Origin of the sequence: Candidatus Kurthia intestinigallinarum, from assembly GCF_003991225.1 — a bacterium.
Taxonomy (GTDB): domain Bacteria; phylum Bacillota; class Bacilli; order Bacillales_A; family Planococcaceae; genus Kurthia; species Kurthia populi.
Genome location: NZ_JTFC01000022.1, coordinates 1 through 16,523 on the forward strand (window position 1 = coordinate 1; position 16,523 = coordinate 16,523).

General features: G+C 39.7%; 12 protein-coding genes and 1 rRNA gene. 5 read left to right on the forward strand and 8 right to left on the reverse strand.

Annotated features, from left to right (window positions below):
* From QI30_RS05430 to dnaA, 8 genes are all read right to left on the reverse strand, one after another.
* Window positions 1–471: ribosomal RNA gene (locus tag QI30_RS05430) — 16S ribosomal RNA — on the reverse strand; the annotation flags it as partial.
* Between the two features lie 386 nt (window positions 472–857).
* Window positions 858–1,949 carry an HD-GYP domain-containing protein gene (locus QI30_RS05435; protein WP_126989920.1) on the reverse strand — a complete coding sequence of 364 codons (1,092 nt, stop codon included), beginning with the start codon at window positions 1,947–1,949 and terminating at the stop codon, window positions 858–860.
* A 186-nt stretch (window positions 1,950–2,135) separates the two neighbouring features.
* A complete protein-coding gene (gene gyrA / locus QI30_RS05440) occupies window positions 2,136–4,613 on the reverse strand; it encodes a DNA gyrase subunit A (RefSeq protein ID WP_126989921.1) in 2,478 nt (825 codons plus the stop codon).
* Window positions 4,614–4,637: 24 nt separating this feature from the next.
* Entirely contained in the window at window positions 4,638–6,557 is a 1,920-nt protein-coding gene (gene gyrB, locus QI30_RS05445) for a DNA topoisomerase (ATP-hydrolyzing) subunit B (RefSeq protein ID WP_126989922.1), read from the reverse strand.
* A 74-nt stretch (window positions 6,558–6,631) separates the two neighbouring features.
* A complete protein-coding gene (gene recF / locus QI30_RS05450; protein WP_126989923.1) occupies window positions 6,632–7,741 on the reverse strand; it encodes a DNA replication/repair protein RecF in 1,110 nt (369 codons plus the stop codon).
* 3 nt (window positions 7,742–7,744) lie between these two features.
* Entirely contained in the window at window positions 7,745–7,963 is a 219-nt protein-coding gene (gene yaaA / locus QI30_RS05455) for a S4 domain-containing protein YaaA (protein ID WP_126989924.1), read from the reverse strand.
* 201 nt (window positions 7,964–8,164) lie between these two features.
* Window positions 8,165–9,301: a DNA polymerase III subunit beta gene (gene dnaN, locus QI30_RS05460; protein ID WP_126989925.1), complete on the reverse strand. Its 1,137-nt coding sequence runs from the start codon at window positions 9,299–9,301 to the stop codon at window positions 8,165–8,167.
* 179 nt (window positions 9,302–9,480) lie between these two features.
* Complete coding sequence (dnaA, locus tag QI30_RS05465; RefSeq protein WP_126989926.1) at window positions 9,481–10,839, reverse strand: chromosomal replication initiator protein DnaA; 1,359 nt, start codon at window positions 10,837–10,839, stop codon at window positions 9,481–9,483.
* A 553-nt stretch (window positions 10,840–11,392) separates the two neighbouring features.
* On the opposite strand from dnaA, the gene rpmH reads away from it, so the two are divergent.
* The 5 genes from rpmH to mnmG all read left to right on the forward strand — a co-directional run bounded on the left by rpmH (window position 11,393) and on the right by mnmG (window position 16,474).
* Window positions 11,393–11,527 carry a 50S ribosomal protein L34 gene (gene rpmH, locus QI30_RS05470; protein WP_077590837.1) on the forward strand — a complete coding sequence of 45 codons (135 nt, stop codon included), beginning with the start codon at window positions 11,393–11,395 and terminating at the stop codon, window positions 11,525–11,527.
* Window positions 11,528–11,693: 166 nt separating this feature from the next.
* Window positions 11,694–12,074: a ribonuclease P protein component gene (rnpA, locus tag QI30_RS05475; RefSeq protein ID WP_126989927.1), complete on the forward strand. Its 381-nt coding sequence runs from the start codon at window positions 11,694–11,696 to the stop codon at window positions 12,072–12,074.
* 69 nt (window positions 12,075–12,143) lie between these two features.
* The gene (gene jag, locus QI30_RS05480) at window positions 12,144–12,995 is read left to right on the forward strand and encodes an RNA-binding cell elongation regulator Jag/EloR (RefSeq protein ID WP_126989928.1); all 852 of its coding nucleotides are present in this window, start codon (window positions 12,144–12,146) and stop codon (window positions 12,993–12,995) included.
* A 179-nt stretch (window positions 12,996–13,174) separates the two neighbouring features.
* Complete coding sequence (gene mnmE, locus QI30_RS05485; protein WP_126989929.1) at window positions 13,175–14,560, forward strand: tRNA uridine-5-carboxymethylaminomethyl(34) synthesis GTPase MnmE; 1,386 nt, start codon at window positions 13,175–13,177, stop codon at window positions 14,558–14,560.
* Between the two features lie 33 nt (window positions 14,561–14,593).
* Entirely contained in the window at window positions 14,594–16,474 is a 1,881-nt protein-coding gene (gene mnmG, locus QI30_RS05490) for a tRNA uridine-5-carboxymethylaminomethyl(34) synthesis enzyme MnmG (RefSeq protein ID WP_126989930.1), read from the forward strand.
* The last annotated feature ends 49 nt before the right edge of the window (window positions 16,475–16,523 follow it).

The following is a 16,523-nucleotide window of genomic DNA, read 5'->3' on the forward strand; positions in this document are numbered from 1 at the left end:
TACCTAACGCACTTGTTCTTCCCTTACAACAGAGTTTTACGATCCGAAAACCTTCATCACTCACGCGGCGTTGCTCCATCAGACTTTCGTCCATTGTGGAAGATTCCCTACTGCTGCCTCCCGTAGGAGTTTGGGCCGTGTCTCAGTCCCAATGTGGCCGATCACCCTCTCAGGTCGGCTATGCATCGTTGCCTTGGTAGGCCGTTACCCCACCAACTAGCTAATGCACCGCGGGCCCATCCTGTAGTGACGCCGAAGCGCCTTTTAGCTTAAAGCCATGAGGCTAAAAGAATTATCCGGTATTAGCTCCGGTTTCCCGAAGTTATCCCAGTCTACAGGGCAGGTTGCCCACGTGTTACTCACCCGTCCGCCGCTAAATCAGAGAAGCAAGCTTCTCATCATTCGCTCGACTTGCATGTATTAGGCACGCCGCCAGCGTTCGTCCTGAGCCAGGATCAAACTCTCCATAAAAAGTGTTTGAAAGCTCATTTGCTTTGCTAGCGTTATCTTGCTTGATAACATTTTTTTCGATTCAATTGAACCGAATTTATTGTGATTACATCTTGCTTGTTCAGTTTTCAAGGTTCATTTTGTTTGCCGTTATCTTAACGACTTATATATAATAACACATCTTTTTAAAGTTGTCAACAACTTTTTCAAAAGAAATTTTATTATGTTTTTGTCGGTCACGCTCTTGGCGACTCAACATAATTTATTATATAGAGATTCCCCATTGAAGTCAACAACTTTTGTGAAATAATTTTAAAGAAAACTATTTGAATGAAAATAACGTATGAAAGCGTATTACGTACGCATTATATACAATACAAAGCCCCTATAAGTTCATTCTTCTATTATTAATCTTTCACTAAAACTTTCTCTATATATAAATCTTTGCTTTTTGAAAGATCAATCGTTTCATCAAAACCTACAATCTTTACAACTGGACGTGTTGGATTATTCTTATTCGTAAAAACAATTTGTCCTATTGAATGATTGGATAACATAACACTCGTTCCTAAGCCAACATCTGTCACACAATCTAATAACGCTTGCACAGGTTCAATATGGAATTTACCGAACTCTTCTTTTTGAATCATTTCAATTACATTAAAGGAAGACGTTGCTTTCTTATATATACGCTCACAAGTCATGGCATGAAATACATCTGCAACAGCTAAAATATGTGCGCACACAGTAATCGTATTACCAACAGAGTTACATGGATAGCCACTACCATCTAAACGTTCATGATGCTGAAAAATCGCAATCTTCATTTCTGTTTTAACTAATGGAAGTTCTTTTACCATAAGAAGACTGTCGCGAGGATGCTCTTTAATCATCTGAAATTCATACTGTGAAAGAGGACCAGCCTTTTCACGAATTTTTTTCGGTATTTTAGCCATTCCACTGTCTGCAATCATAGAAGCAAGTGCCAACTGAATCACCTCACCTTTCGTGTAATTCATTTTTTGCGCGATTACCGCTGTAATAAGTGCTGTTGAAATGGCATGATTGTAAATATAGTCACGTGGATTTGAATATTCGTTCAGTGTAAAAATCCGTAGACGGTAGCGCAGCGTATCATTAATAAGAGGTAGAATGATTTCTCGTACATTTGGAATTGAAATCTTCGCACCTGACTCCCAGCTTAAAAATTCATTTTTAAATTTTTCAACGGCATTACGATAGCGCTTCTTAAATGGTGTTAATGGTTCATCAAAATTGAGCGGTGTTGTAATCATGGTCTGCTGCTCAATAACATCCGTAGACATAACAGGTCCCGTAACATATGCCGTCTTCACCTGAAAGGCATTAAATACTTGAATCACTTCACGCGTTACCTTTGTCCCTTTTTTAATAATTGGTGACTGAGTACTTCCCATAATATCTTCACACACAATACTTCCTAAGCGAACTTCTGGTATTTTCGTTAATACACCTTCCATATGAACACCTCTTCTTTTAATTTGATTCAAATGCTTCATTAAATTTACTTTTATATAGCATTAGTATTATTTTTTTACTCCAATAATAGGTCAATAGTATCTTATCATATTTTAAATATGATTAACATTATTTAATTTACATAAAAAAGAGACCAGGAATAAATCCTAGTCTCTTATAGTTATAAATTATTCTTCTGATTCAGACGCTTCATCGCCATCGATATCATCTTCAGGTACTTCTTTTTCTACTTTTGCAACAGTCGCAACATGTTCGCCATCTGATAAACGGATTAAACGAACACCTTGTGTACTACGTCCAATTACAGAAATATCTTCAACGTCCATACGGATCAACATACCATTATCCGTAATCAGCATAATATCTTCTTCACCAGTTACTGTTTTCACAGCAGCCATTGGACCATTTTTATCTGTTACTTGGATGGTTTTAATACCGACACCACCACGAGTTTGTAGACGATACTCATCTTCTGACGTACGTTTACCGTAACCATTCGCTGTAACAACTAATACTTCTTGACCCGGCTCTAGAATTTCCATGCCGACTACGAAGTCATCATTTTTCAAACGAACACCACGGACACCGCCGGCAGTACGTCCCATTGGGCGAATGTCTTCTTCTTTGAAGCGGACAAGCATCCCGTTATGTGTACCGATAACGATTTCTTTCGTGCCATCTGTTAGACGTACTGAAATTAACTCATCGTCCTCACGTAATGAAATAGCGATTAAGCCGTTCGTACGAATGTTGGCGAATTGCGATAATGAAGTACGTTTTGTTACACCTGTACGTGTTGTAAAGATAAAGTACGCATCTTCTTCGTATGAAGGAACACGAATCATCGCAGTGACATGCTCACCCTTATCAACGTTTAATAAGTTGACGATTGGCAAGCCTTTCGCAGTACGACCGTATTCAGGGATTTCATAGCCTTTTGCTTTGAATACTTTACCTTTTGATGTGAAGAATAAAATCGTATCATGCGTTGATGTATACAATAGATGTTCTACAAAGTCATCTTCATGCGTATTCATACCTTGTACACCACGACCACCACGTCGCTGACTACGGTAAGTGTTAGCAGGTAGACGTTTGATATAACCATTATGCGTTAATGTAAGTACTGAGTTTTCACGAGGGATTAAATCTTCATCCTCGATCATACCAGCGCCACCTGCGATAATTTCTGTACGACGAGCATCATTGAATTTTTCACGAATTTCGTTTAATTCGGTATGAATGATTTCAATAATTTTTTCCTCATTCGCTAAGATATCACGTAATCGGTGGATTAACGCTTGAAGCTCATTGTATTCTGCTTCAATTTTATCGCGCTCTAAACCTGTTAAACGTTGTAGACGCATATCTAAAATTGCTTGTGCTTGGCGTTCAGATAATTTGAATTCCTCAATTAAACCACGTTTCGCAACATCTGATGTTTGTGAACCACGAATTAGCGCGATGATTGCATCGATATGATCAAGTGCAATACGTAAACCTTCCAAGATATGTGCGCGGTCTTCTGCTTTTTTAAGTTCAAACTCTGTACGACGACGAATGACTTCTTTTTGGTGCTCTAAGTAATGGTATAAACATTCTTTTAGGCTTAATGTTTTTGGTTGGCCATTGACTAAAGCTAATGTATTAATACCGAAACTTGATTGCATCGCTGTTTGTTTGTAAAGGTTGTTTAATACGACATTCGCATTCGAATCTTTACGCACATCGATTGTGACACGCATACCAGTACGGTCAGATTCATCACGTAAACTTGTGATACCATCGATTTTTTTATCACGTACAAGCTCTGCAATTTTTTCGATTAATTTTGCTTTATTGACTTGGTAAGGAAGTTCATGAATGACGATTACTTCTTTGCCACTCGCTTTTTCTTCGATTTCAACTTTTGCACGAATCATAATTGAGCCTCGACCTGTTTCGTACGCTTGACGAATACCGCTGCGGCCTAAAATAATACCGCCAGTTGGGAAATCGGGTCCTGGAATAATTTCCATTAGTTCTTCGGTTGTAATCGCTGGATTTTCAGAAAGCGCTAATACACCGTTGATGATTTCACCTAATTGGTGAGGTGGAATATTTGTTGCCATACCTACTGCGATACCAGAAGCACCATTTACTAAAAGGTTCGGGTAACGCGCTGGTAATACAGCTGGCTCTTTTTCATTGCCATCGTAGTTGTCTTTATAATCGATTGTGTTTTTGTTAATATCACGTAGCATTTCCATTGCGATTTTTGACATACGAGATTCCGTATAACGCATCGCAGCGGCGCCGTCACCATCAACAGAACCGAAGTTACCATGACCATCAACGAGCATATAGCGGTAGCTGAAATCTTGAGCCATGCGGACCATCGCTTCGTAAATAGAAGAGTCACCATGAGGGTGATACTTACCCATTACATCCCCGACGATACGTGCTGACTTTTTGTATGGTTTATCAGATGTACTACCTAGTTCTTGCATTCCGTATAAAATACGACGTTGTACTGGCTTTAAGCCGTCACGTACGTCTGGTAGAGCACGTGATACGATAACACTCATCGCATAATCTAAGAATGCCGTTTTAATTGTCTTTGTAATATTTACTCCCTTTACACCGGAGTTATTTGCTTCAGTCAACGTATGTGACCTCCCTTCGCTCACCTAAATATCTAAGTTTTCAACATATACTGCGTTTTCGTGAATGAATTGACGACGTGGTTCTACGTCATCACCCATTAAATCTTCAAATGCGCGGTCTGCTTCAAGCGCATCATCTAACTCTACTTGTAATAGTACGCGGTGCGCAGGGTCCATTGTTGTATCCCATAATTGGTCAGCGTTCATTTCCCCTAAACCTTTGTAGCGTTGTACAAGTGGTTTTGGTTGTTGTGGAAGACGCGTTAAAATTTCTTGTAGCTCTGCATCTGAGTAGCAATATTCAACGTGCTTGCCTTGTTTCACTTGATAAAGTGGTGGCTGTGCAATGTACACGTAGCCTGCTTCGATTAACGGACGCATGAAGCGGAAGAAGAATGTTAATAGTAGGGTACGAATATGCGCGCCATCGACATCGGCATCGGTCATGATAACGATTTTGTGATAACGTGCTTTTTCTAAATTAAATTCTTCACCAATACCTGTACCGATTGCGGTAATCATCATACGGATCTCTGCATTCGATAAAATACGATCTAAACGTGCTTTTTCAACGTTTAAGATTTTACCGCGTAGTGGCAAGATAGCTTGGAAGTGACGGTCACGACCAGATTTTGCTGAACCACCTGCAGAGTCCCCTTCTACAATGTAGATTTCACATTCTTCAGGATGACGAGAAGAACAGTCTGCTAGTTTACCAGGTAAGCTTGAAACTTCAAGCGCCGATTTACGACGTGTCATTTCACGTGCCTTCTTCGCTGCAACACGTGCGCGAGAAGCGACTAACCCTTTATCAACGATTGTACGAGCAACCGTTGGATTCTCTAATAAGAAACGTTCAAAGTGCTCAGAGAACAATGAGTTTGTAATCGTGCTCACTTCTGAGTTTCCTAGTTTTGTTTTCGTTTGACCTTCAAATTGAGGGTCTGGGTGCTTAATTGACACAATCGCTACTAAGCCTTCACGAACATCTTCACCTGAAAGATTCGCATCCGCAGCTTTTAATAGATTGTTTTTACGTGCGTAATCGTTGATAACACGTGTAAGTGCTGTTTTGAAACCAGACTCATGTGTACCACCTTCATACGTATTAATGTTGTTCGCAAATGAGAAGATGTTTGATGCGAAGCCTGAATTGTATTGCATCGCAATTTCAATTGAGATTCCATCTTTTTCACCTTTTAAGTCAATTGCTTCATGAAGCGGTTCTTTTTTCTCGTTGATATGTTCAACATAAGATTTAATCCCGCCTTCGTAATGATAATCATTACGACGTTCTTGTCCTTCACGCTCATCAACGATTGAAATGCGAATACCACGGTTTAAGTAAGCAAGCTCACGTACGCGGTGCGCTAAAATATCGTATTCATAAACAGTTGTTTCTTTAAAGATTTCAGGGTCCGCTTTAAAGCGAGTTGTCGTACCATTATGGTCTGTATCCCCGATTACTTTAAGAGGCTGTACTGTTTGACCACGTTCAAAAATAATTTCGTGGATATGACCGTCGCGGTGTACTTGAACGATTGTGGTTGTTGATAACGCATTTACAACCGATGCCCCTACACCATGCAGACCGCCTGATACTTTATATCCGCCGCCGCCGAATTTACCGCCGGCATGTAACACAGTCATAATAACTTCTACGGCTGGTTTCCCCATTTTTTCTTGTGTATCAACAGGAATCCCACGACCGTTATCCTCAACGCGAATCCAGTTGTCTTTCTCGATGGCTACAACGATATCAGTCGCATAACCTGCTAATGCTTCATCGATACTGTTATCGACGATTTCCCATACTAAATGGTGAAGACCTTTAGAGCTTGTTGAACCGATGTACATCCCTGGACGTTTTCGGACAGCTTCTAGACCTTCTAATACTTGTATCTGATCGGCATCATATGCAGCCGGCTTTGTTTCTTCTGCCATTATTACTCCACCTACTCTTTCATGGCGTTCCATTTTTGTTATCGAACCTGACAAGGCTCTGAAAACGCGATGTATTACACGTCTACAGAACCTTGTTTCACATGAAACATCTTCGCTTCACGTATTGTTTCGTGCTCAATTCCATCAACACTTGTCGTTGTCACAAACGTCTGCACTTTCCCACGTATTGTGTTTAATAAATGCGATTGGCGATAGTCGTCTAGCTCAGACAAAACATCATCGAGCAGTAAAATCGGCGCTTCGCCAGTCTCTTGCTGAATTAATTCAATCTCCGCAAGCTTTAATGATAAAGCGGTTGTACGCTGTTGCCCTTGTGAGCCGTATGTTTGTACATCATAGCCATTTACAAAAAATGCTAAGTCATCACGGTGGGGACCAACGAGCGTCACACCGCGCTCAAGTTCTCGTTGTTTTTGTTCGTCTAACTTTTGCAATAAATGTTCGCACATTTGCTGCTCTGTAAAATCTCGCTCCAATCCGCTAACAGGACGATATTTAATCTCGAGCTTTTCAAGTTCTCGTGATATACCGAAATGAATCGGATCTGCCCATTGTTGCAAAAGCTCCATAAATTCAAAGCGTTTACGAATCACTTTCACAGCCGCTGCTACATACTGCTCCGTATAAATCGAGAACAGTGTTTCATCCAACTTTTTACCGCGACTATCTTTTAATAAATGATTACGCTGCTTTAATATTTTTTGAAACGTCACAAGATCGTGTAAATAGACCGGAGAAATTTGCCCAATCTCCATATCTAAAAAACGTCTTCTAACTTGTGGACTGCCTTTTACGACCGTTAAATCTTCAGGTGCAAACATGACAACATTCATTTGTCCGATATAGTCGCTTAGACGACTTTGTTCTAAGTGATTGACCTTCGCTTTTTTACCTTTTTTCGAGATGATAAATTCAAGCGGAAGGCGACCATATTTCTTTTGAATGTCACCTTCTATTTTACCATAGTCTGTGTCCCATCGTATCAATTCTTTCTCGTTTGATGTTCGATGAGATTTTGCCATCGCAAGCACATAGATGGCTTCCATGACATTCGTTTTACCTTGCGCATTTTGCCCGATGAAAACATTGATTTCTTTAGAAAATGTCAGTTCTTCTGTATCGTAATTTCGATAATTTGTTAACTTCAGACGTTCAATGTACATTGGCTACTCTCCAGTAACAATTTCGAAGCGGCCTTCTCCAGGAATATCAACTTCATCGCCAATATACAATTTACGTCCTCGACGGTCTTCTAATTCCTCGTTGACATACACTTCATATTCTTGTAAAAACCATTTTGCTTGACCGCCTGAACTAATAATATCTGCTAATTTTAAAAATTGTCCTAGCGTAATAAACTCATCTTTGATTTTAATTTGATTCAAATTTTTCATCCTCTTCAATTTTGCTCATTATTACTATATTGTACCGAAATTTTGGCTAGAAGTAAAAGAAGCTGAAGTTATTCACAGCGTGCCTTTTTCTCTATTGAAAAAACGAGGACTCAGACTCCCATCCATTCTTGTCGGAGGGGGAGTAGAGTCCTCGTTTTTGTTAAAGTTATCCACATATTGTGGATAAGGCTGTTAATAAGTTCGAACTGGTAAGATTAATTGTAAAATAGCATCGTCATGGACAGAACGTAAAATGAACGGACGCATTGCACCTGTGAATTGAATCACTACTTCTTGGCCATCAATGGCTTTTAGCGCGTCCATCATAAATTTCGCACTAAATGAAATGCGTAAATCATCGCCTTCAAATACTTCAACTGGAATTTGTTCTTCTACTTTACCCACTTCAGGTGAGTTAGAAGAAATTTCGATTGTTTGGTTATCCACAATTGATAAACGGACCACATTGTTACGGTCGCCACGTGCAAGTAATGACGCACGGTCGATTGCTTGTAATAATTCTTTACCGTTTAGTTTAATTGTTGTTTGGTATTCTTCTGGAATTAAACGAGATGTGTCAGGGTAGTTGCCTTCTAATAAACGAGAATAGAACACAACATCATTTGTTTTAAAGACAACTTGCTGTGCATTTAAATAAATATCCACAGATGTTTGATCATCTGGTAGGACTTTACTTAGTTCATTTAAGCTTTTCCCTGGAATTGCAACACCTGTCATATTCGTTGGTAAATTATCTAAAGCTACTTTACGACGAGCAAGACGGTGACTATCTGTTGCAACGCAAACTAAGTCTTTGTCTTTTACTTGCCAGTTTACGCCTGTTAATACGGGACGAGATTCACTTGCTGATACCGCAAATACAGTTTCACGAATAATTTGTTTTAATAAATCCGCTGCTAAAGTGAATTGGCTATCATTCGTTACATCTGGTGTCATTGGATATTCAGAAGCATCTAAGCCGATTAAATGGAAATCTGATTTTCCTGAACGAATACGTGTTTCATAGCTATCTGCTACTTCAATCTCAACATCGTTTGTAGGAAGCTTACGAACGATTTCATTAAACATGCGTGCCTGTAACACGATTGAACCTGGTTCTGTTACATGGATTAACTCTTCACCATCTTTTTCAGCTGGAATGAATGCTTGGATTGTAATATCTGCATCACTCCCTGTTAAAGCTAGTCCATCTTTAGTGGCATCTAATTTAATCCCAGTCAAAATAGGAATCGTTGTTTTTGAACTTACAGCTTTTAAAACGTCATTTACACCATTTAATAAATGGTCACGTTGGATATCAAATTTCATGTAATAAGACCTCTCTTATATTATATATATATTTAGTATTTAAAAAAGAAATAATAGTAGGGCCTGTGGATACTGTGGATAAGTGCCTTCAAGCACTGGTATATCAACAATCCACCTGTGGATAAACTGTGGATAACTCTGTGGATAACTTAGTGACTTATCCACAGGTTAAAAACAGCTTATGACTGGCCTAATGTAATCTTAATCTGTTTCACATCTTCTTGTAAAAGAATATCTTCTTTTAAGAGTGAACTGATTTTTTCATGTGCGTGTAAAACTGTCGTGTGATCTCGACCACCAAATTCATCACCAATTTTCGGCAGTGAATTATCGGTCAATTCACGCGATAAATACATCGCAACTTGACGAGGAAATGCGATAGTTTTCGTACGTTTTTTAGACGCAAATTCATCGATTTCAATATGATAATGTTCGCCAACAGAGCGTTTAATATCGCCAATATTAAGTGAGCTTGGTGCCCCCTCCTGAATGATACTTTTCAGCGCACGTGCCGCCACATCGGGTGTGATGGTCTCCCCTACTAATGAAGAGTAGGCGACAACACGCGTTAAAGCACCTTCAAGTTCACGAATATTTGAATCAATTTGATTCGCAATATATAGCATGACCTCATTTGGCACTGTTAGTTTATCTGCAATGGCTTTTTTGCGTAAAATCGCAATACGCGTCTCTAAATCAGGAGGCGCAATATCCGTAATCAAACCCCATTCAAAGCGTGAGCGTAAGCGGTCTTCTAATGTAGGAATTTCCTTTGGTTGTCGATCACTTGAAATAACGATTTGTTTTGATTCTTCGTGAAGGGTATTAAAGGTGTGGAAAAACTCTTCCTGTGTAGATTCTTTCCCCGCTAGGAACTGAATATCATCAATTAATAGCACATCTACTTTGCGGTATTTGTTGCGGAATTCTTCGGTTTTATTGTCACGAATCGAGTTAATAAACTCGTTTGTGAATTTCTCAGAAGATAAGTAAACGACCTTTGCACTTGGGTTATGCTCTAATACGTAATGCCCGATAGCATGCATTAAATGCGTTTTCCCAAGTCCAACGCCGCCGTAAATAAATAGGGGGTTGTAGGCCTTTGCAGGTGCTTCAGCTACAGCAAGTGATGCTGCATGCGCAAAGCGATTACCCGAACCAATAACGAATGTATCGAATGTATTTTTCGTATTTAACATCGTTGCCTGGTCAAATATCGGCTCTTCTTCCTCTTTTTTCTCTTTAGGTTTAGGTTTCATTGGTTTCGATTCAAAATCCTCTAGGTCGGCATCTTGCTGCACGATAAAGCGAATTTGTAATGATTCGCCCGTTAATTCCTCTAATATAGATGAAATCAACGTTACATAGTGATTCTCTAACCATTCACGACCGAATGAGTTCGGTGCAACAACGGTTACAGCATCACCAGTATAAGCAAGAAGCTTTGTAGATTTAAGCCAAGTTTCAAAGCTTGGTTTAGAGATTTTTTCTTTCGCTTCAGATAAAACCTTTTCCCATAGTTCATCTAAGTGATCCAAGCTGGCTTCTCCCTTTCTTAAAAAAATATTGTGTGAGAAAATACCACACAATATAGTTCAGTGCATGTATGTTATCCACACTATCCACAAGCAAAAAAAAAACTATCCACACCCTGTGGATGAAAGTTATCCACAGCCTGTGGATAGTGTGGATAAGTTTTGTATATAAAAAGTTATCCACAAGGTTATGCACAGATAGCATACCAATAAATCGTTATTAAATCAATAGTTTGAAGTACTTATCCACAGAATGTATATTTATACACAGGCAAGTTATGCACACCCTGTGGATTTGTGGATAACCTGTGGATAAGTGCTGTGTATAACTTTTTTACTGAAAAATATTATCCACAGAGTTATCCACTGTTCTTGTGGAAAAGTGAGACGGAATGTGACTAACTTTACCACAGAAAATAATGCATTGCACTCCCCTATTTTCAGAAACATTTTAATAAACAAACTTGACAATAGATAGGAGAAACCACTATAATAGCAAGGACTGTCTGTAATGAATTTTTTTTAATAGACTTTCATGTAGTAGGAGGTGTATATAATGAAACGCACATACCAACCAAAAAAACGTAAACACAGCAAAGTGCACGGATTCCGCGCACGTATGTCTACTAAAAACGGTCGCCGCGTATTAGCAGCTCGCCGTCGTAAAGGCCGTAAAGTTTTATCAGCATAAGTCCACTGACCAATTCAGTGGTCTTTTTTCTTTAAAGAGCTTGATCGAACAAGTTAAAAAGAGGAAGAAGATGAAAGGCGTTCCCAGTGGTCTGAATGGGAACGTCTTTCCGTACTATTACGACAAATTTCTTCTATATACAATAGAGGATAAAGCAGGTGCAAGAATGAAAAAAGAACGCAGAGTGAAGAAAAACGGCGATTTCCAAAAGGTGTTTAAAAAAGGGAAATCATTCGCTAACCGTCAATTTGTTGTTTACTGTTTGGAAAAGCCACAGCAAACAGAATTTCGCATCGGGCTGTCAGTGAATAAAAAGCTAGGCAATGCCGTAGTGCGTAACCAAATCAAACGCCATATCCGTCAAGCGTTCCATGAACTGGATCAAGAATTGGCCCAGTCCATGGATTATGTCATTATCGCCAGAAAACCGGCGGCCACTATGGACTTTTTCGACACAAAGAAAAGTCTGGAACATGTATTAAAAGTTGCGAAAGTTTTAAAAAGAACGGGTAGAGCAAAACACGTAAACCATGCTAAAATAAATTAAGATTTTCCCACAAAGTGGATAACTTTGTGGATAACTGGATGATGACCTGGAATTTAGGGGGGCTTTAACATGAAACAAGCAACTCAAATCGGCAAGACTGTGGATGAGGCAATCGACTTGGCGCTTAAAGAATTAAATTTAAGTTATGCACAGGTGGATATCTCAATCCTGCAACAACCGAAAAAAGGTTTTTTAGGACTTGGCGCGAAAAAAGCGCGTGTACTTGTCACTGAAAAAGAGTTATCCCCTACCCCAACTGTGGACAAACCACAGGATGTTGTGGAGAGTGTGGATAACCAGGCCGACATATCCACAGATATTGTGGATACAGTGGATAACTCAGTGGATAATGTGGATAACACTTCAGAAAAGTCTGAAAGTTTTCCACAACCAGTGGATAACTCGGTGGATAACTCACAACCAGCGCCAGAAATTATCGAAAAAACGCCAAAGCGCCGCGATAATTCTAAAACAATTGCTGCAGTACAAGAGTACTTATACACAGTAGCTGCTGGTATGGGCATCGATGATTTGACGATGGATGTGGAAGAAAAAAAAGGCAAACTGTTGTTAATTAATTTGAAAAGCGAAAAAGCAGCTCTATTAATTGGCAAGCGTGGACAAACATTAAATTCTTTACAACAATTAACGCAATTAGTCATTTATAAACACACAAATCATTTTCTTATGGTAGAATTGGATGTGGAAAATTATCGTAATCGCCGCGAAGAATCACTTGTTGATTTTGCGAATAATATGGCGGATAAAGCAGTGCGTACGCGCAAGGCAGTCGTGCTTGAACCTATGCCATCGGCGGAGCGAAAAGTCGTCCATCATGCGTTGTCAAAACGTTTGGACGTTGATACATTTTCAGAAGGCGAAAATAATCGCCGTCACTTAGTGATCGAACCAGTTTTATAACGTTTAATAAGGATTGTGAAAGAGTCCTTCTCATATTTTTGAGAAGGGCTTTTATTATTGTATGGAGGAAAATTTTTCCTTCAAACAGCTCGCTATAACGTGAGCGTAGAATATGTTAGAATCAACAGTTAGGAAATTACTTATTCACATGTGGATAACTATTTAGGAGGGAATCTTTTATGGAGTTTGATACAATTGCTGCGATTTCAACCCCTATGGGTGAAGGTGCGATTGCTATCGTACGCTTAAGTGGTGATGAGGCAGTTGCAATTGCCGATAAAATCTTTCATTCACCAAGTGGCAAAAAATTAGTGGACCAAGCGTCGCATACAATTCATTATGGCCATTTAAAGGAAGTCGACACAGGAGAAATCGTCGAGGAAGTGATGTTGTCATTAATGAAGGGTCCTAAAACATTTACGCGTGAAGATGTTGTCGAAATTAACTGTCACGGTGGGCTTGTAACAGTCAATCGCGTACTACAGTTAGTCCTTCGTAATGGTGCGCGCATGGCAGATCCAGGAGAATTTACGAAACGTGCCTTTTTAAATGGCCGTATTGACCTTTCTCAAGCAGAAGCTGTAATGGATTTAATTCGTGCAAAAACAGACCGCGCGATGAATGTCGCACTTGGTCAAATGGACGGTAAATTATCACGCTTAGTGAAATCACTCCGCCAAAAGATTTTAGAAGTTTTAGCTCAAGTTGAGGTAAATATCGACTACCCAGAGTATGACGACGTCGAAGAAGTGACGATTCCGTTAATGCTTGAAAACTGCGGTTGGGTAGAATCGGAAATTACGAAACTTTTAAATACATCCTCACAAGGTAAAATTTTACGTGAAGGTTTATCAACGGTCATTTTAGGCCGTCCAAATGTCGGTAAATCATCCCTTTTAAATAATTTAGTGCAAGAAAATAAAGCAATCGTGACAGATGTTGCGGGGACAACTCGTGATATTATTGAGGAATACGTCAATGTTCGCGGCGTACCACTTCGTCTTGTCGATACGGCTGGTATTCGTGAAACGGAAGATATCGTTGAACGAATCGGTGTAGAGCGTTCGCGTGAAGCACTGCGCGACGCCGATTTAACTTTATTGTTAATGAACTATAATGAAGTGCTATCTCCAGAGGATGAGCGCCTGTTTGAAACGGTACAAGATATGAACTATATCGTCGTCGTGAATAAAACAGACCTTGAACAAAATATTGATTTAGACCGTATTAAAGAACTCGCGGCCGGTCATGAAGTAATTACGACGTCGATTTTACAAGACGAGGGCATCGAGCAACTCGAGGAAGCCATCGCGCGTCTATTCTTCTCTGGTCAAGTGGAAGCGGAAGACCCAACTTATGTGTCAAATGCGCGCCACATCGCCCTACTTCACCAAGCGAAGGACCGCATTCGCGATGCCATCGATGCTGCTGAAGCAGGTGTTCCTGTGGATATGATTCAAATGGATTTAACACGCTCTTGGGAAATTCTCGGTGAAATTATTGGGGAAACAGTACAAGATGAATTAATCAATCAGCTGTTCTCTCAATTCTGTTTAGGTAAATAATAAATTCGAAAATAGAGAGGAAGTATATGAGTCATGCAAACTCATGAAGCAGGAACGTTTGATGTTATCGTCGTCGGTGCTGGTCACGCAGGTGTAGAATCTGCATACGCTTCAGCACGTATGGGCGCAAAAACATTAATGCTAACAATTAATTTAGATATGATCGCCTTTATGCCATGTAATCCATCTGTCGGGGGTCCTGCAAAAGGGATTGTCGTACGTGAAATCGATGCGATGGGCGGTGCGATGGGTAAAATCATCGATAAAACGCACATTCAAATGCGTATGCTAAACACTGGTAAAGGCCCTGCTGTGCGTGCATTACGTGCGCAAGCAGATAAATTCCAATACCAACACGCAATGAAACAGCTACTTGAACAACAAGATGATTTAATGATTCGCCAAGGTATGGTTGAGGAGTTAATGGTTGAAGATGGAAAAGTAGTCGGTGTCATTACGCAAACAGGTGACATTTACCGTGCGAAAACCGTCGTGATTACAACGGGTACATTCCTACGTGGTGAAATCATTATTGGGGATTTAAAATATTCTTCAGGTCCAAACAACCAACAACCATCAATCAAATTAGCCGACAACTTAAAAGAATTAGGCTTTGACTTAGTGCGCTTTAAAACAGGTACACCACCTCGCGTCAATAGTAAAACGATTGATTACTCAAAAACAGAAATTCAACCAGGGGATCCAGAACCACGTGCATTCAGCTTTGAAACAACTGAATTCATTACAGACCAAATCCCTTGCTGGTTAACTTATACTAGCGAAGAAACACATAAAATCATTAACGATAACCTAGATCAATCACCAATGTATACAGGTGTGATTGTAGGTACAGGTCCTCGTTATTGCCCATCAATTGAAACAAAAATCGTTCGTTTTGCTGACAAACCTCGTCACCAACTATTCCTAGAGCCAGAAGGTCGTAATACGGAAGAAGTTTATGTACAAGGGTTATCAACAAGCCTACCAGAGCACGTACAACGTAAAATGCTTGAATCAATTCCTGGCTTAGAAAAAGCAGAAATGATGCGTGCTGGTTACGCAATCGAGTACGATGCGATTGTACCGACTCAATTATGGCCAACACTTGAAACAAAACGTATCCAAAACTTATACACAGCTGGACAAATTAATGGTACTTCAGGTTATGAAGAAGCGGCTGGTCAAGGGATGATGGCTGGTATCAACGCAGCAGCTCGCGCCCTAGGTAAAGAGGAAATCATTTTAAACCGTTCAGAAGCATACATCGGTGTATTAATCGATGACCTTGTGACAAAAGGAACAAATGAACCTTACCGCCTACTAACTTCTCGCGCCGAGTACCGCCTATTATTACGTCATGATAATGCGGATATGCGTCTAACTGAAAAAGCGTATAAAGCGGGTCTTGTATCAGCAGAGCGCTTCGAAAAATTTGAAGCGAAAAAAGCGCTAGTAGATGCCGAAATAAAACGTTTACGCGAGTTTGGTATTAAACCACGTCTTGTAAACGAACAACTGACAGCACTAGGTAGTAGCCCATTAAAAGATGGTATTCACGGTACGGATTTATTAAAACGTCCTGAGCTTGATTATAGCTTCGTTGCAGAAGTAACAGATGCGCCAGAGCTTGATGAAGAAGTAACTGAACAAGTTGAAATTCAAGTGAAATATGAAGGCTATATCGAAAAAGCAATGCAACAAGTAGAGAAAATGAAAAAAATGGAAACAAAACGTATTCCAGAAAACATTGACTACGATGCCATCAGCGGTATTGCTTCAGAAGCAAAAGAAAAATTAAAAGAAGTTCGCCCATTATCGGTTGCACAAGCATCTCGTATTTCAGGTGTAAACCCTGCCGATATTTCAATTTTACTTGTGTATATTGAACAAGGTAAAATCGCGAAAATTCATTAATCAACCAAAATAATCCACAGCCTGTGGATTATTTTGTGGATAAAAGGAG